Raw genomic sequence first — 26,185 nt, 5'->3', positions numbered from 1 at the left:
GCGGCATCAGCCTGGTGAACGGCCGGGTGCTGTTTACCGACCACTTCATCAAGCCCAACTACAGCGCCAACCTCAGTGCCTTGACCGGGCGGCTCGGCGCATTTGCATCGGTGCCGGTGGCGGGGGCGGTGCAGATGGCCGACCTGGAGCTGCGCGGCCGGGTGGCCGATTCCGCCGTGCTGGAGATTGTGGGCAAGCTCAACCCACTGGCCAAGCCGCTGGCGCTGGACATCAAAAGCAAGGTCACCGACATGGAGCTGCCCGCGCTGTCGCCCTACAGCGTGTTCTACGTGGGCCACGGTATTGAGCGCGGCAAGCTCAGCATCGACGTGCACTACGTCGTGCTGCCCAACGGCCAGCTCACCGCCACCAACAGCATCATCCTCAACCAGCTCACCTTTGGCGAGCAGGTGCCGGGGGCACCCAGCAGCCTACCGGTCAAGCTGGCGGTGGCCCTGCTGGCCGACAGCAACGGCGTGATCAACCTCGACCTGCCGCTGTCGGGGTCGCTGAACGACCCGCAGTTCCGCATCGGCCCGGTGATCTTCAAAATCCTGGGCAATCTCATCACCAAGGCCATTACCGCCCCGTTCAGTCTGCTGGCCCACGCCTTTGGCGGCGGGGCGGACGCGCTGGGCACGGTCAATTTCCCGCTGGGCAGCGCAGCGCTGGACCCCGAGGCCCGCGCGGGCCTGGACAAGGTCGCCAAGGCCTTGACCGACCGGCCCACCCTGAAGCTCACCGTGGTCGGCAGCGCCAGCCTGAATGCCGAGCGCGACGCGCTACAGCGCGAAAAGCTGCGCGCGCGTGTGGCGGCCGAAAAGCGCCGCAATACGACACTGCAAGGCACGCCCCTGGCGGCCCCGAAGGAGGAGGGCGACACCAGTGAGGTGGCAGCGCCCGCAGACCCCGCAGTTTCCGATGCCGAATACGCGACCCTGCTCAAAGCCATCTACAAGCGCGCCAACTTCCCCAAGCCCCGCAACGCCCTGGGCCTGACCAAAGACCTGCCCGTGCCCGAGATGGAGCAATTGCTGCTGGCCAACATGCCCGCCGACGACGATGCCATCCGCCAGCTCGCCGTCCAACGCGGCGTGGCGGTGCGCGACTACCTGGCCGGGAAGCAATTGCCGCTGGATAGGCTGTTTTTGGGCGCTTCCAAAACCGTCGATGGAGGCACCGGTTGGAAGCCCCAAGCCGACCTGCAACTGGCCATGCCATGAAGCCAATCGGCGCTATTTACAACTTCACCTGAAAAGCGGCGAAAATAGCGGTCTTGCCCTGATGTGGCCACTCTGGCCGTAGGGCGCTTGTGGCCGTAATGGCCACTTGTTTATTTACCCTTAGCGGGCTTCTGCCATCGGGCTACCACCCGGCAGATGTTCGCTGGCCTACCCCAAGAATAAGTTCATCCATGTTTGGTTTCTCCAGCCCCAAAACCGCGCCCGCACCCGTATCTGAAAAGCCTGCCGTGACCACCAAATCCAACGAACCGCATCCGCTCGACGCCCTGACCGGCGGCGCTTTCTCGGCCCACACAGCGGGCGAGCGCGCCCAGCGCATCCGCGACTGGCTGGTCACCAACCCCAGCTACGAGCAAATGCACGAGGTGTTCCAAGAGCTGAACGGGCGCGACCGGGGTGCCGCCAAGCCGTTGAAAGAAAAGCTCGACGAACTCAAGCGCACCAAGGGTGCCGAACTCATCGCCGCCGAATGGGCCCGCAAAGCCACCGCGCTGCTGGAACTGCCACGCCTGAACATGGCCGATGCCATGGCCTGGCAGCGCGATGCCGCCAAAGCCGGTGCGCCGCTGAGCAAAGAGCCGCTGGCCGCCCTGCGCGTGCAGCTGGCCGACCGCGTCAAAGGCATTGAAGACCTGCAGCACCGCGTGCAGGTCCAGCGCGAAGCCGCCGTGCTGCTGGCCCAGCGCATCGAAGTGCTGTCCACCAAGCCCTGGCGCGATGCCCAGACGGCCCTGGAAGTGCTGCGCACCGACGTACAACACTGGCAAGACCAGGCCACCGCGCTGGCCGCCGATGCCAACTGGAGCAGCGTAGACGGCAAATACCCCACCATGCTGGATGCCTCGCGCGGCCAGTTGCTGGTGGTGTGGGAGGCTTTCCAAGGCGCATTGGCCACCACGGTGGCTGCCGATGCCGACGCGGCTGCACCTTTGCCACCCGTCAACGTCTGGGCCGACGAATTGCGCGTCGCCCGTGGCGTGCCGCTGGAATCCGCCAAGCCGGCCAACGCAGGCCGGGCACCCAAGGCCCCGGTGGACCCCGCCCTGCGCGAAGCCGCCAACAAGGCCGTGCAAGATGCCCTGACCAAGGTCGAGCAAGAAGTCGCCGAAGGCCATGGCAAAGCCAGTGCCGGCGCCGCCGCCGCCCTGCGCAACGCCCTGAAAGAACACAACCGCCTGGTCGATGACAAGCTGGGCAATGCCGCCCAAGCGGCTTTGGCTGCCGCCGGTGAGTTAGAAGGCTGGCAGCGCTGGCGCGCCGACCAACTGCGCGAAGAACTGTTGATCAAGGCCGAAGGCCTGCTCAAGCGCCCTGACGGCCACGCCCTGGGCGGCCGCAAGATGCAAGACACACTGCGCCAAATGCGCGAGCAATGGAAACAAACCGACCAAGGCGGTGTGCCCAACCACGCGCTGTGGAAGCGCTTTGACGAAGCCTGCAACGAAGCCTACAAGGTCGTGGAAGCCTGGCTGGACAAGGTCAAGACCGACGCCGTGGCCCACAAGGCCCAGCGCGTCGCCCTGATCGAAGAAGTCAAAGCCTGGGCCGCCGAGAACGTGACGGCCAAAGACAATGACTGGAAGGGCTTCTCCCGCATCCTGCACCAGTTTGGCGACCGCTGGCGCGATGCCGGCCACCTGGGCGAAAAAGCCTTTGCCGAAATGCAGCCGCTGTGGAAAGAAGCCATTGGCCTGGCCGCCGCGCCGCTGGAAAACCTGCAAAAGGCCAGCGTCGACCGCCGCCACGCCATGATCGAAGAAGCCAAGGTTCTGGGTGCTGCCCCGGTGCTGCGCATCGATGCCGTCAAGGCCCTGCAGCAACGCTGGCAGGCCGAGGCCCAGGGCGTGCCCATGGACCGCAAATTTGAGCAAAAGCTGTGGGACGCGTTCCGCAAGCCGCTGGACGATGCCTTCAACCGCAAGACCGAAGAGCGTGAAAAATCCGCCTCGGCCCTGAGCGACCGCGACCGCATGGTGCTGGACGCTGCCAAGGCCCTGGATGCCGCCAATGCGACGGGTGATGCCCAAAAGATCCGCGCCGCCATGACCGGCCTGGAAGCCGCGTTGCGTGGCCAGGCCCTGGCCCAGGCGGCGGTGCAAGCCGAAAAGGCCGAAGCCGTCGCCGAATCTGCCGTGCAAGCCGAAGCGCAGGCCGCTGCGCCGGTAGCGGAAGCCGCTGAAGTTCCTGAGGAAAATCAAGGTCCAGCGCAGGCTGAATCTGCGGAAGCAGCTACTGAAACCGTAGCAGATGCGGAATCTGCTGCCGAGCCAGTAGCCGAAGCCGCTCCGGTCGAGCCGCCCAAGCCTGTGCGCAAGCCGGTGGTGGCCATGCGCGGCGATGACCGCCCTGGCATGAAGAAGTCCGAGCCCGCCGCCGCTGGCCGTGGTGGCAAGTTTGGTGACCGCAAAGACGGCCCGCGCGGCGCGGCGCGCCCTGGCGACAACAAGTTTGAACCGATCCGCAGCGAACGCCCCTCCCGCGATGGACGCGATGGTGGCCGCTTTGGTGACCGCCCCGCGTTCGAAGACCGCGGCCCGCGCCTGGGCGATGCAGCCTTCCGCGCCCAGCGCGATGCCCTGGAAAACGCCCAGCATGCCTTGAAGAAGCTGGCCGCCCAGGCCCACGGCGAGGTGCTCACCGACCTGCTGACGGCTTGGGAAAAGCGCGATGTCGAGCAGTTGCCCACCGCCCAGGCCTTGGGCAGCGGTGTGAACGCCGCCACCCGCACCGCCTGGTCGCAAAGCATCACCGCCGCGCCCAAGACCGATGCAAAAGCGGCCGCTGAAGCCCTGCTGCGCCTGGAAATGGCCGCTGATGCGCCCACGCCCGCCGAGCACATCAGCGCCCGCCGCATGCTGCAATTGCAATTGCTGACCAAGCGCAACGACCCCGCGCCCGCCCAAACCTGGGCGCAGGACACCGCCAAGCTGCTGGCCAGCAGCTTCGATGCCGGCAATGCACGCCGCGTGCAAACCGTGTTGAAGGTGCTGTTGAGCAAGCGCTGACCTCGCGTTAAGCAATCCACCCTGGGATGCGCCAGGGCCTGTTCGGGGCGCTTTGTGCGCCCCGAATGCCGTCTTCACCGTAACTCTTGCCCGCCTATGTCCTACACCACCATGCCCGCTCCGCTATCGGGTTCTGCAGCGTCGGCGGTACGCCCGGCCTGGCACGGGGTGCTGGCCTTGTGCGTGGGCCAGGTGCTGCTGTGGGGCTTCGCTTTCGGGCTGACCTACAAAGCGCCCGAAATCGATTCGGCCGAGCAGTTCATCTGGTCGTTTTCAATGGAGAGCGGCTACTGGAAGCACCCGCCCATGCCGTCGTGGATCATGCACTGGTTGCTGCAGGTGTTTGGCCCGTCGATCGCGCTGCCTTTTGTGGCAACCCAGGTGTGCGTCGTGGTGGCACTGGCGCTGACTTGGCGATTGGGCTGCGAATTTATGTCGCCGCAGCGTTCCCTGATCGCCATGGCCATGACCTCGCTGGTGACTTACCACAACCTGGGCGGCGACAACTTCAACCACAGTCTGGTGGAACTGCCGTTCCAGGCGGCGACGGTGCTGTTTTTCTACTGGGCCACCCGGCGCGGCCATCTGCGGCTCTGGGCGCTGACCGGGCTGTTCGCCGGGCTGGGCATGCTGGTCAAGTACGTGGCGCTGCTGCCGATTGCCGGCCTGGTGTTGTACCTGCTGCTGGACCGCCGCCTGCACCACCGCCGCACCTGGCAAGGGCTGGCCCTGGCGACTGTGGTGTTTGTGCTGGTGCTGACCCCGCACGCGATCTGGCTGGAGCGGACCAACTTTTTACCCTTCCAGTACGCCCATTCGGTGGCCCAGCCCATGTCCGGTTGCTTGGAGGGCCTGCGCAACCTGTTTGAGTTTGGCTTGATGCAGTTCTTCCGCACGCTGCCTTTGCTGGCCTGCTTGGCTTACGTTTTTTGGCCGCGCAAAGTTCCAGACCCTGCCGCCAGCGCCAGCCTGCTGCCGGTGCTACCCGCCCAAGAGCGCTTGTTTCTGTGGGTGGTCGCACTGTCACCCCTGGTGTTGACCACCTTGTACGGTATCGCCAGCCGTACCGAGCTGCAGTCGCGCTGGGGCACCAATGCGTTTTTGTGCAGCGGCTTGCTGGTGATGGCGCTGGTGCGCCGTGTCGATACGCCGCAGATGTTGCGCCGGGTGCTGGTGTTTGTGGTGGCCACGCATGTGGTGCTGAGCGTGGGCATGACGGTCAGCAAAACCGCGCTGGCCGACCACTTGCACCGCAAGACGCGGGCAAACTTCCCTGGCGCCGTGCTGGCCCACAACGCGATGCAGGTCTGGAAAGAGCATACCGACGCGCCGTTGCGTCTGGTGGTGTCCGACATCTGGCTGGGCGGCAATATCGTCGCCAATAGCCCGCAGCGCGTGGCCGTGTTGATCGACGGCTACCAGCTCAGGTCGCCCTGGGTGGATGCCGATGCCGTGCGCGATTGCGGAGCGCTGGTGCTGGACAACCAGACGACGGGTGCCACGGGCGCATCGGACAACAGCCCGGCCCTGAACGCCCTGATGGATGAGGCCAGCGATACCGGGGTGTGGAACCTGCCTTGGGCTGAGTCTCAGCAAGAGGCAATAAGCAGCGCCACCGGCGTGGTCCGCTGGGGCATTATTGAACCGGCCGCGCCGGGGGCTTGCAAAATCCGCTAAACCCGCCGGGGCGCTCCACGTGGGTGTACACGGTGAGTGCACGCCGTGCGCGGGTAATGCCCACGTACAGCGTGTTCCGCTCTTCGTCCGCATCGCCGTGCGGGTCGGGGAACTCGCCCTGCGCCAGGTAGGGCAGCAGCACGGCATCAAATTCCAAACCCTTGACGCTGGTGATGCTGGCGATCAGCAGGTTGGCGGCTTTTTCTTTGGGGCTGGTCTGCTGCTTTTGTTCGATGGCGTTCAGGTGCTGGAAGAACTGGGCCGGGCTGGCAAAGCCCTCGGCCGCCTGGGCCAGCCAAGCCAGATTCGACTCGGCTTCCTGGCGGCGGCGGGTCGAGGTGAGCACGTTGCGCACCAGGGAAGGGACGTGCAGGGCCACCAGCACCGCATGCAGCAGGCCCGGCCCGGTGTGGCGGCGGATGGTGTCTACCGCCGCCTGCAGCCGCTGGCGGGTGCTGGCAGGGGCATTGCGCAGCACTTGGTTGTCGAAAAAGGATTTCAAAAACGTCGGGGCCACGGCCACGGCACGTACCGCGTCGTCCAGCAGATCCTGTTGCGATTCGTGCTCGCGGCCCTCCACCTGGATGCGCGATTCGGCAAAGAACACCAGGGCGCGCAGGATGTTTTTCCGCGTCTGCTCGGCGCTGATGCTGGCCAGGTCGTCGGTGGCCACCGCCAGCAGGCCGCGCAACAGCAGCACCTCGGGGCGCTGCACATAGCTGTCGAAGCCCTGGGTGGTGTAGGCCATGCCTGCGGCGATCAAGGCGTTTTCAATCTGTACCGATTGGTGCGGGTGGCGCAGCAGTACGGCAAACCCGTCCATCTTGGCTTTGGGCTGGGCCTTCCACTGCGCGGCGGCTTCCACCACCTGGCGGGCGCAGTCGGCGTTGTCGGAATAGCGATGCACCGCGACGCTGGTGCCGTGGGGGGCTAGTGAGGCGTAGGGCTTGTTGCGGGCCACAACCCCTGCCAGCTTGGCCACGGCCGGGCTGAACCGAAAGCTGTGGGTCAGTGGGTAGCGCTGCACGGCGTGGCTGCTGTGCGCTTCCAGGGCGGAGCGCATGAATTGCGCGTCGGCACCGGTGGCTTTGTGGATCACCTGGTCGATGTCGCCCACGCCGCAGAAGAAGCAGCGGTTGCTGGCCAGCAGCGCCTGCAGCAGGGTGAACATGGCCTGGTTCATGTCGTGCATTTCATCGACCACCAGCACTTTGACCGCCTGCGGCCAGGTGGACGTGTGCCGTACCGATTCCCCGCTGTGCAGCAGGCAGGCCAGGTCGTAGGTGGCATCCTGCGGGCCGCGGAAGGCGGGTTTCTCGGGGTTGGCGCAGCGGATGCGTTCAAACGCCAGGTAGATTTTGAGTTGGGTGTATTCGGTGCCAATGCTGTCGGCGTAGTCGGGCGACACGGCCTGGTCGTCGCGTTCCAGCACGTCACGCAGCGTGCCTTTGAGGATTTCGCCCTGCTGCAAAAACGCGTCCGTCATGCCGTGGTCGCCCAGCGTGGGCATCAGCAGCTCCGAGCGCCAGCGGGCGTCCGGGTGGTCCGCCACCTGCTGCACGGCTTCCCAAATCACCGGGCTGAACTGTTCGGCCTCGGTGTAGACCGCCACCTTGCCACCTTCGATCGCGGCCAGCACCTGGGTGCTGAAGGCTTCAAAGGTCTGGATGTGCATCTGCTGGGCTACCGTAGCAGGCACGCCCATTTTCTTCAAAGCGCCGCGCAAGGCCACACAGGCCGCGTCGGTGTAGGTGAGCGCCAAAATCTGCTCGGCCCGCGTCCCCCGCGTCCAGGCTTCGGCCATGCGCAAGGCCAGCACCGTGGTTTTGGCGGCCCCTGCATTGGCTTCCACGATAGCCACCCGCGCCGGACTGATCTGTATCGCCAGTTGCTCTGCCGTAGGCGTAATGGCTTTGGGGATGAAATGCGCGACGGTTTTGGCGGTGGTCATGGTGGGGATATTCTGGCCGCAATAAAAAAGGCTCCCGAAGGAGCCTTTTGCTGCAGTTTTAATAGCTGCCTGCGCAAGTGGAATAAGCGCTGGCGGCCTAAAACGTAGTTATTACACTCGTTTACGGTATTCACCCGTACGGGTGTCGATTTCCACTTTATCGCCCTGAGCCACGAAGATCGGCACGCCGAACTCAAAGCCGGTGGCGATCTTGGCAGGCTTCAGCACCTTGCCGGACGTGTCGCCCTTGACGGCGGGCTCGGTCCAGGTGATTTCGCGCTGCACGCTGGTGGGCAGTTCGACCGAAATGGCCTTGCCGTCGTAGAACACGACTTCCAGTTCCATGCCGTCTTCCAGGTAGTTCAGCGCGTCGCCCATGTTTTCGGCTTCGACTTCGTACTGGTTGTATTCGGTGTCCATGCAGATGTACATGGGTTCGGCGAAGTAGGAGTAGGTGCAATCCTTCTTGTCCAGAATGACCTGGTCGAGCTTGTCGTCGGCCTTGAACACCTGTTCGGTGTTGAAGTTGGCGATCAGGCTTTTGAGCTTCATGCGCACGGTGGCGGAGTTGCGGCCACCACGGCTGTATTCGGTTTTCAGGACGACCATGGGGTCTTTGCCGTGCATGATGACGTTGCCGGCACGGATATCTTGGGCGATTTTCATAGCATTCTCTGGAGTGGGGGCCGCTCCATTTCCGAAGAAGATGTTTGCGGCGGGTAGGGCAAATATTCGCGTTTGCCGATAGCTGCCCGTTTGGGCAAAGCCCTGGATTTTAGCGGGTTTCGGGGCGGAAATCGAGCAGCTGGGTCACCAGGTCAGTCTGCTGCACCAGCCGGGTGCGTAAAGTTTGGGCGTTGCGGCCCCACTCCGACAGCGCCAGGGCGGACAGGGCGCTGGCTTCCAGCCCGTTCCACACCCGGTGGAATTGCCGCAAGGTGGCCGGGGCCTGGGCCATGTCCAGAAAGGCCTCAAGCTTGGCATGGTGGGCGGCATCGTCTTGGGGGTAGATCTGCCACACGAAAGGCTTGCCCGCCCAGATGGCCCGCACCAACGAGTCTTCGCCGCGCACCAGGTTGCAATCGCTGGCCCACAGCAGGTGGTCGAAGTCGCGCTGGTCTAAGGTAGGGAGGTATGAAATTGATAGCTGCCCGCGCAGGTGGAATATGCGCTGGAGCCTTTTTTTCTCTATAAACAAGGCTCGCACGGCGCGTGTGGCCCGGCCAGCGGTGACCAGCAGGCGGGTGGGATTTTCAGCCTGGGCGAGCTGTTCCAGTAACGCCAGCAGGGCCGGGGGCTCGTAGCAGAACAGGCTGATGACCTGCTCGCCCGGTTGCCGCTCTGGCGCGCCGTGGGCATGCTCCAGCCGGGGCCACAACGCGTCCAGCCAGGCCTCGGCAGCAAAGTCTGCCTGCCGCTGCACCAGGTCCGCCTCGCGCAGCAGGCCGCCAGTGTGGGCGGTGAAGCCGGGGTAGAAAAACCATTTTTGCCGACCCGCTGCCGGGCCATCACGTACCAGTGAGGGCAGGGCGTGGCAGCGTTCCACGTAGGGTTCGGCGGACAGGTATTCCAGGTTAATCCATAAGGGTTTTAGGCCGTTGGTGCAGGTGTGGTCTGCACTGGCAGCTAGGAATTCGGTAGCAATGCTGCAGCCGAAGGCTTCGACCCATACGTCGCTGGGGGGCAGGCTTTGAAGATTTTCCAGGTCCAAAGGCTGCGTCCAATGCCGAACCTCCACGCCAGGGCAGCCTTGGGGGGCCATCCACACCAGGGCGGAAGGATCGTCTACCCACAGCCGCACCTGCACGCCGCGTGCCGCCAGGTCGGCGCTGAGTCGCCAGCACACGCCGATGTCGCCAAAGTTGTCGATTACCTCGCAGAAGATGTCCCAGCGCTGCGCTGTCACGTGGGCCAGTCCAGCTTGCCGGAGGCATCGATGTGGGTCAGGTACAGGCGCACGTCGAATTCCAGCTGGTGGTAGTCGGGCTCCATGTAGGTGCACAGCTGGTAGAAAGGCTTGTCGTGGTTGCGTTCCTTCAAATGCGCCAGCTCGTGCACGGTGATCATTTTCAGAAACGGGTCGGGTACGTCCTTGAACAGGGTGGCGATGCGGATTTCGTGCTTGGCCTTGAGCTTGTTACCCTGCACCCGCGACACGGTGGTGTGGGTGCCCAGCGCATGGTGGTAGACGTGTAGCTTGGCATCAAAGCCGACTTTGTTGAGGGGTGCGGCGTTGCGCAGGTGCTGGGTTTTCAGGTCCATCACGTACTCGAACAAGGCTTTGTCGGTGCGCACGCTGTGGGCGCGGGGGTATTTTTTGAGCAGCAACGCGCCCAGCTTGTCGTCGGCCAGCAGTTGCTGCACCTGGGCTGTGACGTGGGCCGGGTAGGCCGACAGGTATTTCAGGGGATTCATGCAGGGTGTGGGGGAGCGCAGCCCTGGATTGTCCACAATACGCCCTATGTCTGAGATTAATCCCGTTGAACCTCCCCCAGCGCCAAACGTAGCGCCCGTCCATTCCGACCAATTGCTGAGTGAAGTGGCCGCGCTGCCTGCTTTGCCGGGCGTGTACCGTTATTTCGATGCGGATGGCACCGTGCTGTACGTGGGCAAGGCCAAGAACCTCAAGAAGCGCGTCACCACCTACTTCCAACGGGACCACGGCGGCACCCGCATCGGGCACATGGTCAGCAAGATTGCCCGCATGCAAACCACGGTGGTGCGCTCCGAGGCCGAGGCCTTGCTGCTGGAAAACAACCTCATCAAGACGCTGCACCCCAAGTACAACATCTTGTTCCGCGATGACAAGAGCTACCCGTATTTGAAGATTACCGCCTTGCCAGCCTTTGCGGCAGAGCCCAGTGCGGTGACCTTTCCGCGCGTCGCCTACTACCGGGGTTCGGTCGAAAAGAAGCACCGCTACTTCGGTCCCTTCCCCAGCGCCTGGGCGGTGAAGGAGTCGATCCAGCTGCTGCAAAAAGTGTTTCGCCTGCGCACCTGCGAAGACACGGTGTTCAACAACCGCACGCGGCCCTGCCTGCTGTACCAGATCAAGCGCTGCTCGGGCCCCTGCGTCAACTTTGTGTCGCCGCAAGACTATGCGCAGGACGTGCTGAACGCCGAGAAGTTTCTGGACGGTGAGACCCAGCAGGTGCTGCAGGCGCTGGAGGTCCGCATGATGGCCCACGCCGACAAGCTGGAGTTTGAACAGGCGGCCGAGCTGCGCAACCAGATGACGGCGCTGTCTACCGTGCTGCACCAGCAGTCGGTGGACAACGTGTCTGACAAAGACGTGGACATTCTGGCGGTGAAGGTGCAGGGCGGTCGCGCCTGCGTCAACCTGGCGATGGTGCGCGGTGGTCGCCACCTGGGCGACCGGGCCTACTTTCCCACCCACGTGGAAGACGCTTTTTTCATGGGCAGCGTGGAGGTGGAGGGCGAAGATGCTGCCCAGGCCGTGGAGGTGCAGGTGCTGGAGGCTTTCATCGCCCAGCACTACATCGACATCCCGATTCCCCCGGCTTTGATCACTAGCGCCCCGGTGGGCAAGGCCCTGCTGGATGCCTTGTCCTCGCAAAGCGGGGTCAAGGTCACGGCGGTGCACAACCCGCGTGAGCAGCGCCGGGTATGGCAGGAAATGGCGCAAAAAAATGCCGGCCTGCAACTTGCGCGCTTGCTGGCCGAAGAAGGTTCGCAACAGGCACGCACACGCGCTTTGGTGGATGCGCTGGACCTGGCCCCCGACGACTTGGATACTTTGCGTATCGAGTGTTTCGATATTTCACACACCGCCGGGGAAGCCACCCAGGCCTCGTGCGTGGTGTTCCAGCAGCACAAGATGCAGAACTCGGAGTACCGGCGCTACAAGATCGAAGGCATCACGCCCGGCGACGACTACGCGGCGATGCGCCAGGTGCTGACGCGGCGCTACAGCAAGTTTGGCGTGCAGACCGAGGCCGCTGCCGAGCCCACAACGACTTTGCCCACGGGACGTATGCCCGACTTGGTACTGGTGGACGGCGGCAAGGGCCAGGTGTCCATGGCCAAGGCGGTTTTCGAGTCGCTGGGGCTGGACCTCGGGCTGATCGTCGGGGTCGAAAAAGGCGAGGGCCGCAAGGTTGGGCTGGAGGAATTGGTATTTGCCGATGGCCGAACCAAAGCCACCTTGGCCCGCGATTCGGCGGCGCTGATGCTGGTCGCACAAATCCGTGACGAGGCCCACCGTTTCGCCATCACCGGCATGCGGGCGCAGCGCGCCAAGGTGCGTGTGGGCGGGAGCAAGCTGGAGGATATTGCGGGCATCGGTCCCAAAAAACGTGCCAGCCTGTTGCAGCGTTTTGGGGGTATCCGGGGCGTGGCGGCCGCAGGCGTAGACGATATCGCCAAAGTTGACGGCATTTCGCGCGAATTGGCCGAAGAAATCTACCGTGCATTGCGCTGATCTGGCCGTGCTGGCGGCATGACACAATCAAGCCATGTTTTGGACCATTCCCACCATCATGACTTGGACGCGCATCGTCGCGATACCGTTAATCATTGGTGTTTTTTACCTGCCGATCAGCGAGCCCAGCCGCAACCTGGTAGCCACCGTGATGTTCGTGGTGTTTGCCGCCACCGATTGGCTGGACGGATTTTTGGCCCGTAAACTGAACCAGACTTCGTCGTTTGGGGCCTTTTTGGATCCGGTGGCGGACAAGTTTTTGGTCTGCGCCTGTGTGCTGGTGCTGGTGCATTTGGGCCGCGCTGATGTGTTTGTGGCGCTGATCATCATTGGCCGCGAAATCGCCATTTCGGCGCTGCGCGAATGGATGGCGCAGATCGGCGCGTCCAAGAGCGTGGCGGTGCACATGATTGGTAAGCTCAAGACGGTGTCACAGATGGTGGCGATTCCCTTTTTGCTGTTTGACGGACGTTTGTTTGGGGCCGTGGACACGCATCTGTGGGGTGTATGGCTGATCTGGATATCGGCTGTGTTGACCATTTGGTCAATGGTTTACTATCTGCAAAAGGCGTTGCCTGAAATTCGGGCGCGGACAAAGTGAAAGAAGCGGTTGCACAGAGCTGGTGCGCGTCAAGGGCCGTTTTTGGGGCATGGCGAGGTCGCATTAAAAAGTGTCGCAGGGGTTCAAGGACCGGGCCAAAAACGGTCTAGAATCCGCCTCCGCGCCGCTCGAAAGCAGTTTGTCCGATTGACACCATGCAAGTCCATGGTTTTAATTGCCTAAGCAGTGGTTGCTGCAAAGTTACGTTTTCCCCAGGCTTGTTTTTTGCGCACTGCAGACTGCAATACAGGGGGAAATTTTTGAATATCGTGGTCTGAATAAATTTGAGCGAGGGGCTCCTTGTGAACAAAACGGAATTGATTGAACACATCGCAAAGCATGCTGATATCTCTAAAGCAGCTGCTACACGTGCTTTGGAGTCCACCATCAGCGCGGTTAAAACGACGTTGAAAAAAGGCGGTACCGTATCGCTGGTAGGATTCGGCACCTTTGCGGTGGGTAAGCGCGCTGCACGTGCCGGGCGTAATCCCCGCACCGGCGATGCGATTAAAATCAAGGCCGCTAAGGTTCCAAAATTTCGTCCAGGCAAGGCATTGAAAGATGCGTTGAACTGAGGTTTGTGTTTCAGGTGGGGTGCTTAGCTCAGTTGGTAGAGCAGCGCCCTTACACGGCGTAGGTCGGCGGTTCGAGCCCGTCAGCACCCACCACTCCCACCCGGCAAAGGCGAACAAATTGTTCGCCTTTTTTTTTAAGCATGGGCACCGTGCCCATCGTGTTTTTCAAAAGAGTTCTGCCATGTTTGATTTCGTCCGCAAGCACACCAAGATCATGATGGGCTTGATGTTCTTGCTGATCATCCCCGCTTTCATTTTGGTGGGTGGCAAGGAGAGCTTCCGGCGATTTAACGAGGGCGGTGACACGGTTGCCAAGGTGGCCGGACAAGAGATCAAGCAGGTCGATTGGGATAATGCGCACCGCAACGAAGTGCAACGCATCTTGGCCGCTCAGCCGGGTACCGACCCCAAGCTGCTGGATTCGCCCGAAGCGCGTTACGCCACATTGGAAAACCTGGTGCAGCAGCGTGTGCTGGCCGCCGCCGCCGATAAGTTCCATTTGGTCACTAGTGACAGCCGCCTGGCCCGCAGCCTGCAAGAAGATCCGACTATTGCGTCGCTGCGTAACCCTGATGGCTCGCTCGATATGGCGCGGTATAGCCAGTTGCTGGCGGCGCAGAATATGACACCGGCCATGTTTGAAGCCCGGGTGCGCACCGACTTGTCGCAACGTCAAGTGGTGGCGGGTGTGGCGGCTACCGCGTTCAGTTCGGGTGCCGAGGCCGATGTCGCGCTGAATGCCTTGTTTGAAAAACGTGAAGTCCAGGTGGCGCTGTTCAAAACTGCTGATTTTGCCGCCAAGGTCAATCCGACCGATGCCGAGTTGGAAGCCTGGTACAAAGACCACCCGGCCCTGTTCCAGGCACCGGAGCAGGCCACCATTGAGTACGCCGTACTGGACCTGGATGCCGTGAAGAAAGGCATCCAACCCAACGAGCAGGATCTGAAAACCTATTTCAAAGAAAACGCCGACCGACTCGCCGGTAAGGAAGAGCGCCGTGCCAGCCATATTCTGATCAACGCGCCCAAAGACGCACCCGCCGACGAACGGAAGAAGGCTCGCGCGAAAGCGGAAGAGTTGCTGGCCGTGGTCAAGAAAAATCCGGCCAGCTTTGCCGAAGTCGCCAAGAAGAACTCCCAAGATACCGGCTCTGCCGTGAAGGGTGGTGATCTGGATTATTTTGGCCGTGGTGCCATGGTCAAGCCTTTTGAGGATGCCGCTTTTGCCTTGAAGAAGGGCGATATCAGCGATATCGTGGAGTCGGATTTTGGCTACCACATCATCCAACTCACCGATATCCGTAGTCCTAAGCAACGCAGCTTTGAAGAAATGCGGCCTGAGCTTGAAGCCGATTTGAAGGCCCAACAAGCCCCGGCCAAGTTTGCGGAAGCCGCCGATGCTTTTACCAACGGTGTCTACGAACAAGCCGACAGTCTCAAGCCGATTGCAGACCGTCTCAAACTAAATGTCCAAACCGCATCGCTGTCACGGACCCCAGCCCTAGGTGCCAAAGGTGTTTTGGCCAGTGCCAAGTTCCTGAATGCCATTTTTTCCTCTGATTCGATTGAGAAGAAGCGCAATACCGAGGCGGTAGAAACCGCACCCAACCAGTTGGTATCTGGGCGCATTACCCAGTACACGGCCGCACACACCTTGCCTTTTGCCGAGGTAAAGGACCAGGTGCGCGTGCGTGTGGTGGGCGCGCGCGCAAATGAGCTGGCTAAAAAAGAAGGCCTGGAAAAACTGGCTGCCTGGAAGGCCAGTCCCGGTACCGCAGTGCTGTCTGCTCCTTTGGTGGTTTCGCGTGAAAGCGCCCAACAGCAGCCTGTGCAGGTGGTCAATGCCGCGTTGCGGGCCGACATGACCAGCTTGCCTACCTGGATTGGGACAGATTTGGGCGAGCAAGGCTACGCCATTGCCCGGATCAACAAGCTGGTGCCGCGCGATGTGCCTGCAGAAGCCCTGCTCAAACAAGGTCGTGAGCAATACAGCCAAGGTTGGGCCGGAGCCGAGAGCCGTGCTTACTACAACACCCTTAAAGAGCGGTTCAAGGTCAAAATCAACGTCCCCAAACCAGCGGCAAAAACCGATATTGCCGCAGGATGAGCGCTTAAATAGGGAAATTCAGGCTATAATATTAAGCTACGGTGGCTGTAGCTCAGTTGGTAGAGTCCAGGATTGTGATTCCTGTTGTCGAGGGTTCGAGCCCCTTCAGCCACCCCATCCATATGCCAGGCTCAATGCAGGGTGCTACTTATTAGGTAGCACCCTTTTTTTGTGCTGGAAAATACGACTGCACCGTTCTCACGTTGTCACCTTCCGGCCCTTTTTTTAACGCGGGTCGCCATGTACTAATATGGCTAGCTGTATCGCATACAGTTTTGAAGACGTTCTCATTGCCTGTCCCCCGCCGTACCTTTAGGAACCCTGTGTGGAAACCAAGCGCTCCAACCCCCACGTTGACCGTACCGCTTTGGGTGATGAGCCCGTGAGTTTGCGTGCGCTCTTGGCGGGGCGTGGCGTAGCACTACTTGGCGACGCAGCATCGCCGCAGGTTTTGGCCGTGCTGGACGGTTTGCCGGCTCTGGTCAGTGCCATGGATTTGCGTGAACGCCGCACCATTACGTACTGGAACCGCGAGTGCGAATCTGTTTCTGGTTACGCTAGTGAGGAACTGGTGGGCCACCCGGAAGCTCTGCAGTGGCTCTACCCGGAGCCTTCCTATTTGTCGCGCAAGCTGGCTGATTTTTTGGAGTTGGGTGCCAGTTTCAGAGACATGGAGTGGACCTTGACCACCAAGGCGGGTGACAAGCGGCGCATCGCTTGGTCCAGCATTGATGGTTTGCATGCCGCGTCCCAACCAGAGGTGGTGTGGTGTGTGGGCCTGGATGTCACGGCCCGCTCCGAGTCGGACCGCTTGCTGCGCGACCGCGACAAGCTGCTGGGCTCGGTGTTTCGGCACCTGCCGGATATGGTCTACCTCCAGGACGGTGAAGGGCGCTGGTTGTTGACCAACCCCGCCGCGCGTGCCGTGCTGGGTTTGACCGAGCAAGATGCTTACGGCTACACCAACCTAGAAATTGCCGACCGCGGCCATCCCCAGGGCGAAGGCCTGCGCCAATGGGCTTTGACCGATGAGGCTACCTGGCAATCGGGCCGGGCCTCGCACATGCAGGAAGTGGCCGACGACAGCCAGGGCAATTTGCGCTGGCTGGACGTGATCCGCGTGCCTACCTTTGGGCGACGCGGCCAACGCATGCATTTGCTGATGGTGCGCCGGGACATCACGGACCAGCGCATTGCTGCCACCAAGCTGGAGCTGGCGGGTCGGGTGCTGGAGCAAAGCACCGACGGCATCATCGTCACCGACGAGTCCAACCGCATCATCATGGTGAATGGTGCATTTACCGAAATTACCGGCTACCAGGCCAGCGAGGTATTGGGCAGTGATCCGAAGTTGCTGGCATCCGGGCAGCACGATGCGGCATTTTTCCAGCAGATGTGGAGGGTATTGGCCGACGAAGGGCGCTGGACGGGGGAAATCTGGAACCGCCGTAAAAACGGCGAGGTGTATCCGCAATGGCTCAGTCTGTCGGCGTTGCACCAGCGCGCCCACGGCGATGTGACGCACTATGTGGCGGCTTTTTCCGATCTGAGCTCGCGCAAGGCGGCCGAAGAAAAAATTGCCTACTTGTCCAGCCAGGATGTCATCACCGGTCTGCCTAACCGGGCCCACGTGGCTTTGCGTTCCACCTTGGTACTCAATCACGCCAAAACCACGCATGAGCAGGTGGCCGTGATCGTCATCGACGTGGACAACTTCAAAACCTTGAACGATTCACTGGGCCACGCGGCAGGGGACCAGATGCTGCGCGAAGTAGGCCTTCGGCTGAGCCAGTTTGCCGACGAACGTGCGGTGGTCGGGCGTTTGAGTGGCGACGAATTCCTGATTTTGCTGCGCAACGTACAAGGTACTGCGGATGCCTCCCATATGGTGACGGCTTTGATGGATGCAGTCGGGCGTCCTATGGTATTGGCTGATATGCCGGTAAATGTGTCTATCTCCGCCGGAATCGCTATGTTCCCAACCGATGGTGACCAGTTTGATGCCTTGTTTGGGCGTGCTGACTCGGCCTTGTATGCGGCCAAGCGTGGCGGGCGCGGCACCTACCAGTTTGCCAACGCCACGATGAACGAGGCTGCGCTGGAGCGTCTGCGGCTGGAATCTGCATTGCGCCAGGCCATTGAGAACAACGCCCTGCGCCTGGAATACCAGCCGCTGATCCATCTGCCCAGCGGGCGCGTGGTGGGGGCCGAAGCCCTGTGCCGCTGGGACCACCCGGAGCGAGGGGCCATCCCCCCTGGCGTGTTCATACCGATTGCCGAAGATTGCGGACTGATTGAAGCCCTGGGTGGCTGGGTGCTGAAAACTGCCGCGCTGCAATTGCGTGCCTGGCACGATGCGGGCCAGCCCGAGCTGATCATGGCGGTCAACCTGTCGGCCCGCCAGTTCCAGCGCGGCGTGGTGCTCAAACAGGTGGAGGCGGCACTGGAGGTATCCGGCATCGCTCCCGATCGGTTGGAGCTCGAGCTGACGGAGAGCGTGTTGCTGCACGACGGTGACGCTGTGACGGCCGTGTTGCGTCGGCTACAAGCCCTGGGGGTCAAACTGTCCATTGACGACTTTGGCACCGGGTATTCCAGCTTTGCCTATCTGCGCCGAATCAAATTCGACAAGATCAAGATTGACCAGTCGTTTGTGCGTGATCTGATCGATGACCCCGACAACGCCGCCATCGTGCGCGGCATTATTTCTTTGGCCCTGAGCCTGGGCCTGAGTGTGCTGGCCGAGGGGGTGGAAACCGAGGAAATCGCCCAGCGCCTGCGCCATCTGCAGTGCACCTATGCGCAGGGCTACCACTTTGCCCGCCCGCTGCGGCCTGAGGTGTTTGCCTTGCGGCAAGGTTTGCCTACCGCATTGGCCTAGTGTTGCGCCTGGGGTGTCTGTAACCCGGCCCCTACAATCTGGTAACACTTTGGCATGTTTTATGAAAATTTTGATTTCCAATGACGACGGATTCCAGGCTCCCGGGATCAACGCGCTGTATGAGGCGCTGAAAGACGTGGCCGAGGTCGAGGTGGTTGCGCCCGAGCACAACAACAGCGCCAAGTCCAACGCACTCACCCTGTACGCGCCGCTGTACGTGCACCAGGCCTCAAATGGTTTCCGCTACGTCAACGGCACCCCGGCCGACTGCGTGCACATCGCGTTGACCGGCCTGCTGGGCTACCGGCCGGACCTGGTGATTTCGGGCATCAACAACGGCGCCAACATGGGCGACGACACGATTTACTCGGGCACCGTAGGCGCGGCCATGGAGGGCTACCTGTTTGGCATTCCGGCGATTGCATTTTCGCAAACCCAGGGCGGTTGGGCCCACCTGGATGCCGCCGCCCAGACCGCGCGCGATCTGGTGCTGCGCCTGGCCCAACAGCAGCAAGAGGGCGCGCCGCCGTGGCTGCTGAACGTGAATATTCCCAATCTGCCGCTGGACCAGCTCAAGCCGATAAAGGTCTGCCGTCTGGGCCGTCGCCATACCGCGGAAAAAGTCATCACCATGGACAGCCCGCGCGGCGATACCATGTACTGGATCGGCAGCGCCGGAGCCGCCAAAGACGATGCCGAGGGCACCGACTTCCACGCCAGCCTGCAGGGCCATGTCACCATGACGCCCTTGAAAGTGGATCTTACCGACCACGACAACCTGGGCTACTGGGCGCAAACGGCATCCCGACTGGCGGCGGTCTGAATGGCACAGCGGCCCCCGTTTCCGGCCCGGCTGGATTTTTCAGCCGGTGCACCATTGGCCAAGACGGTTGCTACTAAAAAAGTAGCTGTCAGCGCAGGTGCAGTCAGCGCTAGACCTCTAAAAAGCTTGGAAGTGCGACCCACGGCAGGCCATGGCATGGACTCGGATGCTGTGCGCGCCCGCATGGTGCACAAGCTGTCGGCCATGGGAATTGCGTCGGCCCCGGTGTTGCGCGCCATGGGCCTGGTGGAGCGGCACCGCTTTGTCGATACCGCCTTGGTTAACCAGGCCTACGAAGACACCAGCCTGCCCATTGGTCTGGGCCAGACTATCTCCAAACCCAATGTGGTGGCCCGTATGGGCGAACTGCTGCTGGATTCGGCGCTGGGCAAGGCCGGGCCATTGGGCCGGGTGCTGGAGATCGGCACCGGCTGCGGCTACCAGGCGGCGGTGCTGGCCGTGCTGGCCCGCGAGGTCTACAGCATCGAGCGCCTGCGCGGCCTGCACGACAAGGCGCGGGCTAATTTAAGGCCATTTCGTCTGCCTAACGTGCACCTGCTGTTTGGCGACGGCATGCTGGGCTATGCCAAAGGCGCACCGTATGCGGGCATCATCGCTGCGGCCGGAGGCGACGCGATTCCACAGGCCTGGCTGGACCAGTTGGCCGTCGGTGGGCGGCTGGTGGCCCCGATGGTGACCAGCGGCGGCAAGCAGGCGCTGGTGGTGGTGGACAAAACTGCCCAAGGCCTGAAACAGCAGTTACTCGAAGCCGTGCATTTTGTCCCTCTAAAATCAGGGATTGCATAACTTGCGCGCACGGGGGTGCTGGACACTCCTGCCGGGTAAGTTATTTCATGTTTACAGGAAAACACACATGCACGCGTTGCGCAGTCCGGGTTGGAATAAGGCCGTTGGGGTCGTTGGTTTGGTGTCGTTGGTGCTGCTGGGCGCTTGCTCTGGTCCTGCCATGCACAAGGCACCGGTGGAGGACCGTGGCACCAGCCGATCGCAGCCGACCACCGTCACCCCGGAGGTCGTGCCTGCCAAACCCCTGCCCGGTGCCGAAAATGCAGGCAAGCCAGGCTACTACACCGTCAAGCCGGGCGACACGCTGATCCGCATCGGCTTGGACAACGGCCAAAGCTGGAAAGACATCGCCCGCTGGAACTTGCTGGACAACCCCAATGTGATCGAAGTCGGCCAAGTGCTGCGCGTGGTTTCACCCAATGCCGTGGCTTCTGAGTCCGGTGTAACGACCCGACCGGTGGCCTCCAGCACCGTCACCCCGGTGGCCGTGCCCGCACCTGCGGCCTCGGCGACCTCCAGCCCGGCAAGTGCTGCCAGTGCGACCATCAAACCGGTGGTGCCGACACCCGTGGCTCCGGCAGCCGCTGCTGCCGAGGACGACATCGCCTTCATCTGGCCCACCAGCGGCAGCCTGATTGCCGGGTTTGACGAAGCTAAAAACAAGGGTCTGGACCTGGGCGGTAAAACCGGCGATGCCGTGCTGGCTGCTGCCGATGGCCGGGTGGTGTACGCTGGCGCGGGCTTGCGCGGCTACGGCAACCTGCTGATCCTTAAGCACAACAACACCTACCTGACCGCCTACGCCCACAACCAGACCCTGCTGGTCAAAGAGGACCAATCGGTGCGTAAAGGCCAAAAAATCGCCGAAATGGGCAGCAGCGACACCGACCGTGTCAAACTCCACTTCGAGATCCGCCGCCAAGGCAAGCCCGTCGACCCCGCCAAATACCTGCCTAACCGGTAACTGCCATGAAAACCCCCAACGTGCCCGGCCACACTGCGCTTGAGGATGCGTTGGGCGACGAGGGGAGCGGCCCGCCATCGGTCGGCCAGGCAAGCTGGCAGGCCACCGGGGTCGAAGGCCATGACACCCTCAGCATGTACCTGCGCGATGTGCGGCGTACCGAGCTGTTCACCCCCACCGAAGAATTCGACATGGCCACCCGCGCCCGCGCCGGGGACTTTGCGGCCCGCCAGGCCATGATCGAGCACAACTTGCGCCTGGTCGTCAGCATCGCCAAGGGCTACCTGGGTCGGGGCGTGCCCATGGGCGATCTGATCGAAGAGGGCAATCTGGGCCTGATGCATTCCATCGACAAGTTTGAGCCCGAGCGCGGCTTTCGCTTCTCCACCTACGCCACCTGGTGGATCCGCCAGGCGGTGGAGCGCGCGGTGATGCAGCAAGGTCGCGTCATCCGCCTGCCGGTGCATGTGGTGCGGGAACTGCAGCAGGTGCTGCGCGCCCGGCGCACGCTGGAGCACGACCCGGCCTTTGCCGCCCTGCGTCCCGAAGGCGTTGGCGTAGACGACATTGCTGCCCTGATGGGGCGTGACGTACACGAGGTGGCCGACCTGCTGGCAATGGCTGAATCCCCTCGTTCGCTGGATGCCGCCATGGACCGCAGCGAAGACGGCCAGACCCTCGTCGATACCCTGGCCGACGAAGACACCCCCGACCCCGCTGCTACCACCCAGAGCCACGAAGTCGAGCGCCTGCTGGAAGGCTGGATCGCCACGCTGAACCGGCGCGAGCGCGAAGTGCTAGACGGCCGCTTTGGCCTGCACCACCGCGAACCTGAAACCCTGGACACCCTTAGCGATCGCCTGGGCCTGACCCGTGAGCGCGTGCGCCAAATCCAGAACGAAGCCCTGCGCAAACTTCGCATCCAGCTGGGACGCAGTGGAATGCACAAGGAAGCTTTATTTTGATGAAAAAGATCTGGAGCTGGATGTTGGTGGCTGCTACCGTCGCCATCACGGGCTGTGCCGCCCCCGGCCCGCGCAGCACCGTCATCAGCCAGGACAAGCTGCAAACTCTGCTGGCGGCCCGCTTCCCCTACACAGGCAAGCTCGGCCCCTTGTTGGAACTGCAGGCCCAGGCCCCGCAGCTGCGTTTGCTGCCCGCGCAGAACCGGCTGGGCACCGCCATCCAGGTGCAGGTCACCGAGCGCCTGACGCATGCGGTCTTTAACGGCGTGCTGGATGTGGACTATGGAGTGCAGTTCGAGCCCAGCGACCAGACCCTGCGCATGGCGGATGTGCATGTCAACACCCTCAGCTTCAGCGGCGTGCCCGAGCGCTACCAGGCCGTCGTGCAGGGCCTGGCCCCGCAACTGGCCGAGCGCCTGCTGGACGGCATCCAGCTGCACCAGATCAGCGCCAAAGATATGGCGGTGGTGAACGGCTGGGGCTTTGAGCCCGGCAGCATCGACGTGACGGCCGCAGGCTTGCGCATCACCCTGAACCCGAAAAAGTCGCCGTAAGACTTTTACTATCAAAAAAATAGCTACTAGCGCAGGTGTATCCTGCGCTAGTAGCTATTTTTATGCCTAAAAAGGCAATTTAGTGCGCGCCTTGCTCCAGGAAGCGTTGCGCATCCAAGGCGGCCATGCAGCCGGTGCCGGCGCTGGTGATGGCCTGGCGGTAGATGTGGTCTTGCACGTCACCGGCGGCAAACACGCCGGGCACGCTGGTCATGGTGGCAAAGCCTTGCAGGCCGGTGCGGGTGATGATGTAGCCGTCTTTCATCTCCAGTTGGCCCGCGAAAATATCGGTGTTGGGCTTGTGGCCGATGGCGATGAAGCAGCCCTTGAGCGGGACGTCGGTGGTGGCATCGCTCTTCGTGCTTTGCAGGCGCACGCCGGTCACGCCAGACGCATCGCCCAGCACGCTTTGCAGGGTGTGGAACAGCTTGAGTTCGATCTTGCCTGCGGCCACTTTTTCCATCAGCTTGTCTACCAGAATGGCTTCGGCCTTGAAGGTATCGCGGCGGTGCACCAGGGTCACCTTGGCGGCGATGTTGGACAAATACAGGGCCTCTTCCACGGCGGTATTGCCGCCGCCCACCACGCATACGTCTTGTTCGCGGTAGAAAAAACCGTCGCAGGTGGCGCAGCCGGACACGCCCCGGCCCATGAAGGCGGTTTCCGACTCCAGGCCCAGGTACTGGGCCGAGGCACCGGTGGCCAGGATCAGCGCGTCACAGGTGTAGGTGCCGCTGTCGCCGGTGAGGGTGAAGGGGCGCTGGCTGAAATCCACCGTGTGGATGTGGTCGAAGATGATTTCGGTCTTGAAGCGTTCGGCATGCTCCTGGAAGCGCTGCATCAGTTCGGGGCCTTGCACACCCATCACGTCGGCAGGCCAGTTGTCCACTTCGGTGGTGGTCATCAGCTGGCCGCCCTGGGCGATGCCGGTGATCAGCACCGGGTTCAGGTTGGCGCGGGCGGCATAGATGGCGGCGGTGTAGCCCGCAGGGCCGGAGCCTAAAACCAGGACCTTGGCGTGTTTATTGTTCGACATGGATAAAAACCTGTAGTGAAAAGGAGAAAGGGGCGTGTACAGTTTGCTTCCTGTTACAAAATAACAAGTGGCTGCTATAGGCTGGACCGCGATACTTTTTAGCGATTGCACACGATCGGCCCAAGCGGTTTTTGCCGTTGGGGCTGGTGACTGCGTAAACCATGTTTTGAAATTTTGCCCCAGATTGTAAGAACCCACGGTCTGCAGGGCTCTCCCGCAAAAGGAAATGACCATGTCGATGTTGTCCAACATAGAGCTTTTGTTGCGTGTACCCTTGTTTTCCACCATGACCGCTGAACAAGCCGACGTGGTGGCCAAGGCCGTGACCAAGCAGCGCTTCAAGCGGGCCGAAATCATTGTCGAGCAAGGCCGCAAATCGAACACCTTGTTTATCGTGCTCAGTGGCCGGGCCCGTGTTTTGACTACCGACAGCCGGGGCCGCGAGGTCATCCTGGCGACCCTTCAGGTGGGCGATTACGTGGGCGAAATGAGCCTGATCGACAACGAACCCCATTCGGCCACGGTGCAAACCGAAACCCCTACCGACTGCCTGGTGCTGGGCCGTGCCGAGTTCGAACATTGCCTGGACGGCAACACCGCCATGGCCCGCGCGGTGATGTCGGGCCTGGTCAAACGCCTGCGCCGCGCCGACCAGAAGATCGAGTCCCTGGCCTTGATGGACGTGTACGGCCGGGTCGCCCACGTGCTGCTGGAAGCCGCTACGCCCAATGCCGATGGCCAGATGGTCATCCGCGACAAGATTTCCCGCCAGGACGTGGCCAAGATGGTCGGTGCCTCGCGCGAAATGGTCAGCCGGGTGATGAAGGACCTGGAAGAGCGCGGCTACATCGAGGGCCATGACAACGGCTCCACCCACATCCGTTCGGTGCTGGGTTCGCTGACCTGATTACCTGCGGTTACACCGCGCATGGGGTAAGCTTGGCGCAGACTTTTTCTGCCCATGACTTATTCCCTCAATACCCTGAATTCATCCGGACCGGTGGTGTCGCCGATGCGCACCGGAATCAACCGCTTTGCACGTGAAATTGGCCTGATCCTGGGGCTGTTGGCCTTGGTTTTCTGGTGCATGGCCTTGTTGGGCTTCTCTTTGCAGGATGCCGCCTGGTCGACTTCGGGCCAGAGCGCCGTGGTGCACAACTGGGGTGGCCGCCTGGGCGCATGGATCGCCGACATGAGCTACTTCTGCCTGGGCTTCTCGGTCTGGTGGTGTCTGGCTGCTGGTGTCCGGGCCTGGCTGGCGGGCCTGGCCGACTGGATGCGCGCCCACGCCCCCGACGACAAACCCCGGCCCAACGGCCACTTGGCGGGCACCGCCTGGGGTTTCTGGCTCGGCTTGGCCTTGCTGTTGTGTGCCAGCACGGCGCTGGAATGGTCGCGTCTGTACCGGCTGGCGCCCATGCTGCCGGGCCATGTGGGCGGCGTGCTGGGCTATGTCATGGGGCCGTTTGGCGTGAAATGGCTGGGCTTTACCGGATCCGGTCTGGTCTGGATCGCGCTGGGTGTGATCGGCGTGTCGGCCGTGTTCCGCTTCTCGTGGAGCCATGTGGCCGAGCGACTCGGGGCCTGGGCGTATTCCTTGGTCGAGACGCGGCGCGAAAAGCGGGTCGTGGCCGAAGATCTGGCCGTGGGCAAGGTGGCCGCCAAAAAACGCGAGGCCGTGGTGCGTGAGGAGCGGGTGGAAATCGCCGCCCACCACCCCACACCGGTGATGATCGAGCCCACCCTGGCCGACCCGCCCAAGAGCACCCGCGTCATCAAAGAGCGCCAAAAGCCGCTGTTCAGCGACATGCCCGACACCAAGCTGCCCCAGGTCGATCTGCTCGATGGCCCGCAGCTGCACCAGGAAACCGTGTCACACGAAACGCTGGAGATGACCAGCCGCATGATCGAGAAGAAGCTGAAAGACTTCGGCGTCGAAGTGCGGGTGGTGCTGGCATCGCCCGGCCCGGTGATTACGCGGTATGAAATTGAGCCTGCCACCGGTGTCAAAGGCTCACAAATTGTGGGTCTGGCCAAGGATTTGGCGCGCAGTTTGAGCCTGGTGTCGATCCGGGTGGTGGAAACCATCCCCGGCAAAAACTACATGGCGCTGGAGCTGCCCAATGCCAAGCGCCAGTCCATCACGCTGTCCGAAATCTTGGGGTCTCAGGTCTACCACGAGGCCAAGTCGCTGCTGACCATGGGCTTGGGCAAGGACATCATTGGCAACCCGGTGGTGGTCGATCTGGCCAAGATGCCCCACGTGCTGGTAGCCGGTACCACCGGTTCCGGCAAATCGGTGGGTATCAACGCCATGATTCTCAGCCTGCTGTACAAGGCCGAGGCGCGCGATGTGCGCCTGCTGATGATCGACCCGAAGATGCTGGAAATGTCGGTCTACGAAGGTATTCCGCACCTGCTGGCCCCGGTGGTCACCGACATGCGCCAGGCGGCACACGGCCTGACCTGGTGTGTGGCCGAGATGGAACGCCGCTACAAGCTGCTGAGCAAGCTGGGCGTGCGCAATCTGGCCGGTTACAACGCCAAGATCGAC

At 62.1% G+C, this 26,185-nt stretch carries 20 protein-coding genes and 2 tRNA genes; 17 read left to right on the top strand and 5 right to left on the bottom strand.

The features are described from left to right. The 3 genes from ABI213_RS13475 to ABI213_RS13465 all read left to right on the top strand — a co-directional run. Window positions 1–1,223: DUF748 domain-containing protein (locus ABI213_RS13475; protein WP_348027505.1), on the top strand; the 1,223-nt coding region annotated here is incomplete at its 5' end. Window positions 1,224–1,414: 191 nt separating this feature from the next. Continuing rightward, the gene (locus tag ABI213_RS13470; RefSeq protein ID WP_348005885.1) at window positions 1,415–4,249 is read left to right on the top strand and encodes a DUF349 domain-containing protein; all 2,835 of its coding nucleotides are present in this window, start codon (window positions 1,415–1,417) and stop codon (window positions 4,247–4,249) included. Between the two features lie 96 nt (window positions 4,250–4,345). Further along, a complete protein-coding gene (locus ABI213_RS13465; RefSeq protein ID WP_348005884.1) occupies window positions 4,346–5,926 on the top strand; it encodes a glycosyltransferase family 39 protein in 1,581 nt (526 codons plus the stop codon). Here ABI213_RS13465 and ABI213_RS13460 read toward each other — a convergent pair. The 4 genes from ABI213_RS13460 to ABI213_RS13445 form a co-directional block, all read right to left on the bottom strand. Further along, window positions 5,886–7,877 (bottom strand): ATP-dependent helicase, encoded by a 1,992-nt coding sequence (locus ABI213_RS13460; RefSeq protein ID WP_348005883.1) that lies wholly within the window; start codon window positions 7,875–7,877, stop codon window positions 5,886–5,888. The two genes, ABI213_RS13465 and ABI213_RS13460, sit on opposite strands and share 41 nt — an antisense overlap. A gap of 111 nt (window positions 7,878–7,988) precedes the next feature. Then, window positions 7,989–8,543 (bottom strand): elongation factor P, encoded by a 555-nt coding sequence (gene efp / locus ABI213_RS13455; RefSeq protein WP_315243334.1) that lies wholly within the window; start codon window positions 8,541–8,543, stop codon window positions 7,989–7,991. A 109-nt stretch (window positions 8,544–8,652) separates the two neighbouring features. Next, complete coding sequence (earP, locus tag ABI213_RS13450) at window positions 8,653–9,792, bottom strand: elongation factor P maturation arginine rhamnosyltransferase EarP (RefSeq protein WP_348006372.1); 1,140 nt, start codon at window positions 9,790–9,792, stop codon at window positions 8,653–8,655. Beyond that, a complete protein-coding gene (locus ABI213_RS13445) occupies window positions 9,780–10,292 on the bottom strand; it encodes a YgjP-like metallopeptidase domain-containing protein (RefSeq protein ID WP_348006367.1) in 513 nt (170 codons plus the stop codon). The genes earP and ABI213_RS13445 overlap by 13 nt, the downstream gene beginning before the upstream one ends. 46 nt (window positions 10,293–10,338) lie before the next feature. Between ABI213_RS13445 and uvrC the strand changes: the two genes are divergently transcribed. The 12 genes from uvrC to ABI213_RS13385 all read left to right on the top strand — a co-directional run bounded on the left by uvrC (window position 10,339) and on the right by ABI213_RS13385 (window position 22,595). Then, window positions 10,339–12,318: an excinuclease ABC subunit UvrC gene (uvrC, locus tag ABI213_RS13440; RefSeq protein WP_348006368.1), complete on the top strand. Its 1,980-nt coding sequence runs from the start codon at window positions 10,339–10,341 to the stop codon at window positions 12,316–12,318. A gap of 34 nt (window positions 12,319–12,352) precedes the next feature. Next, window positions 12,353–12,919, top strand: coding sequence for a CDP-diacylglycerol--glycerol-3-phosphate 3-phosphatidyltransferase (gene pgsA, locus ABI213_RS13435; RefSeq protein ID WP_348006369.1), 567 nt, complete (start codon window positions 12,353–12,355; stop codon window positions 12,917–12,919). A gap of 302 nt (window positions 12,920–13,221) precedes the next feature. After that, the gene (locus ABI213_RS13430; RefSeq protein ID WP_295957592.1) at window positions 13,222–13,494 is read left to right on the top strand and encodes an HU family DNA-binding protein; all 273 of its coding nucleotides are present in this window, start codon (window positions 13,222–13,224) and stop codon (window positions 13,492–13,494) included. Between the two features lie 17 nt (window positions 13,495–13,511). Further along, window positions 13,512–13,587, top strand: a tRNA-Val gene (locus tag ABI213_RS13425). A gap of 88 nt (window positions 13,588–13,675) precedes the next feature. Next, complete coding sequence (locus ABI213_RS13420; protein WP_348006370.1) at window positions 13,676–15,601, top strand: SurA N-terminal domain-containing protein; 1,926 nt, start codon at window positions 13,676–13,678, stop codon at window positions 15,599–15,601. Between the two features lie 41 nt (window positions 15,602–15,642). Next, window positions 15,643–15,718 (top strand) — tRNA-His (locus tag ABI213_RS13415). 208 nt (window positions 15,719–15,926) lie between these two features. Then, a complete protein-coding gene (locus tag ABI213_RS13410; protein WP_348027503.1) occupies window positions 15,927–18,482 on the top strand; it encodes an EAL domain-containing protein in 2,556 nt (851 codons plus the stop codon). A 61-nt stretch (window positions 18,483–18,543) separates the two neighbouring features. Continuing rightward, entirely contained in the window at window positions 18,544–19,305 is a 762-nt protein-coding gene (surE, locus tag ABI213_RS13405; protein ID WP_348005635.1) for a 5'/3'-nucleotidase SurE, read from the top strand. Then, window positions 19,306–20,112: a protein-L-isoaspartate(D-aspartate) O-methyltransferase gene (locus tag ABI213_RS13400; protein WP_348005634.1), complete on the top strand. Its 807-nt coding sequence runs from the start codon at window positions 19,306–19,308 to the stop codon at window positions 20,110–20,112. A 160-nt stretch (window positions 20,113–20,272) separates the two neighbouring features. Then, window positions 20,273–21,076, top strand: coding sequence for a peptidoglycan DD-metalloendopeptidase family protein (locus tag ABI213_RS13395; protein WP_348005637.1), 804 nt, complete (start codon window positions 20,273–20,275; stop codon window positions 21,074–21,076). Between the two features lie 5 nt (window positions 21,077–21,081). Beyond that, complete coding sequence (gene rpoS / locus ABI213_RS13390; protein WP_348005633.1) at window positions 21,082–22,041, top strand: RNA polymerase sigma factor RpoS; 960 nt, start codon at window positions 21,082–21,084, stop codon at window positions 22,039–22,041. Next, window positions 22,041–22,595: a DUF1439 domain-containing protein gene (locus ABI213_RS13385; protein WP_348005632.1), complete on the top strand. Its 555-nt coding sequence runs from the start codon at window positions 22,041–22,043 to the stop codon at window positions 22,593–22,595. Before rpoS ends, ABI213_RS13385 begins: the two co-directional genes overlap by 1 nt. 79 nt (window positions 22,596–22,674) lie before the next feature. On the opposite strand, the gene trxB is transcribed toward ABI213_RS13385, so the two are convergent. After that, a complete protein-coding gene (gene trxB / locus ABI213_RS13380) occupies window positions 22,675–23,631 on the bottom strand; it encodes a thioredoxin-disulfide reductase (RefSeq protein ID WP_348027501.1) in 957 nt (318 codons plus the stop codon). 232 nt (window positions 23,632–23,863) lie between these two features. Between trxB and ABI213_RS13375 the strand changes: the two genes are divergently transcribed. Further along, complete coding sequence (locus ABI213_RS13375) at window positions 23,864–24,538, top strand: Crp/Fnr family transcriptional regulator (RefSeq protein WP_348005156.1); 675 nt, start codon at window positions 23,864–23,866, stop codon at window positions 24,536–24,538. Window positions 24,539–24,592: 54 nt separating this feature from the next. Continuing rightward, on the top strand, window positions 24,593–26,185 hold a 1,593-nt coding region (locus ABI213_RS13370), incomplete at its 3' end, for a DNA translocase FtsK 4TM domain-containing protein (protein WP_348027499.1).

The organism is Rhodoferax sp. (assembly GCF_039922535.1).
Lineage (GTDB): Bacteria > Pseudomonadota > Gammaproteobacteria > Burkholderiales > Burkholderiaceae_C > Rhodoferax_B.
This window is presented reverse-complemented; position numbering and strand designations above follow the sequence as displayed.

What these genes read in the sequence shown, in the direction of transcription:
- rpoS (WP_348005633.1), top strand. Translation starts at nt 21,082, where the DNA reads ATGAAAACCCCCAACGTGCCCGGCCACACTGCGCTTGAGGATGCGTTG.
- ABI213_RS13465 (WP_348005884.1), top strand. Translation starts at nt 4,346, where the DNA reads ATGTCCTACACCACCATGCCCGCTCCGCTATCGGGTTCTGCAGCGTCG.
- ABI213_RS13395 (WP_348005637.1), top strand. Translation starts at nt 20,273, where the DNA reads ATGCACAAGGCACCGGTGGAGGACCGTGGCACCAGCCGATCGCAGCCG.
- surE (WP_348005635.1), top strand. Translation starts at nt 18,544, where the DNA reads ATGAAAATTTTGATTTCCAATGACGACGGATTCCAGGCTCCCGGGATC.
- ABI213_RS13420 (WP_348006370.1), top strand. Translation starts at nt 13,676, where the DNA reads ATGTTTGATTTCGTCCGCAAGCACACCAAGATCATGATGGGCTTGATG.
- ABI213_RS13445 (WP_348006367.1), bottom strand. Translation starts at nt 10,292, where the DNA reads ATGAATCCCCTGAAATACCTGTCGGCCTACCCGGCCCACGTCACAGCC.
- uvrC (WP_348006368.1), top strand. Translation starts at nt 10,339, where the DNA reads ATGTCTGAGATTAATCCCGTTGAACCTCCCCCAGCGCCAAACGTAGCG.
- trxB (WP_348027501.1), bottom strand. Translation starts at nt 23,631, where the DNA reads ATGTCGAACAATAAACACGCCAAGGTCCTGGTTTTAGGCTCCGGCCCT.
- ABI213_RS13400 (WP_348005634.1), top strand. Translation starts at nt 19,306, where the DNA reads ATGGCACAGCGGCCCCCGTTTCCGGCCCGGCTGGATTTTTCAGCCGGT.
- pgsA (WP_348006369.1), top strand. Translation starts at nt 12,353, where the DNA reads ATGTTTTGGACCATTCCCACCATCATGACTTGGACGCGCATCGTCGCG.
- efp (WP_315243334.1), bottom strand. Translation starts at nt 8,543, where the DNA reads ATGAAAATCGCCCAAGATATCCGTGCCGGCAACGTCATCATGCACGGC.
- ABI213_RS13460 (WP_348005883.1), bottom strand. Translation starts at nt 7,877, where the DNA reads ATGACCACCGCCAAAACCGTCGCGCATTTCATCCCCAAAGCCATTACG.
- ABI213_RS13470 (WP_348005885.1), top strand. Translation starts at nt 1,415, where the DNA reads ATGTTTGGTTTCTCCAGCCCCAAAACCGCGCCCGCACCCGTATCTGAA.
- ABI213_RS13385 (WP_348005632.1), top strand. Translation starts at nt 22,041, where the DNA reads ATGAAAAAGATCTGGAGCTGGATGTTGGTGGCTGCTACCGTCGCCATC.
- ABI213_RS13375 (WP_348005156.1), top strand. Translation starts at nt 23,864, where the DNA reads ATGTCGATGTTGTCCAACATAGAGCTTTTGTTGCGTGTACCCTTGTTT.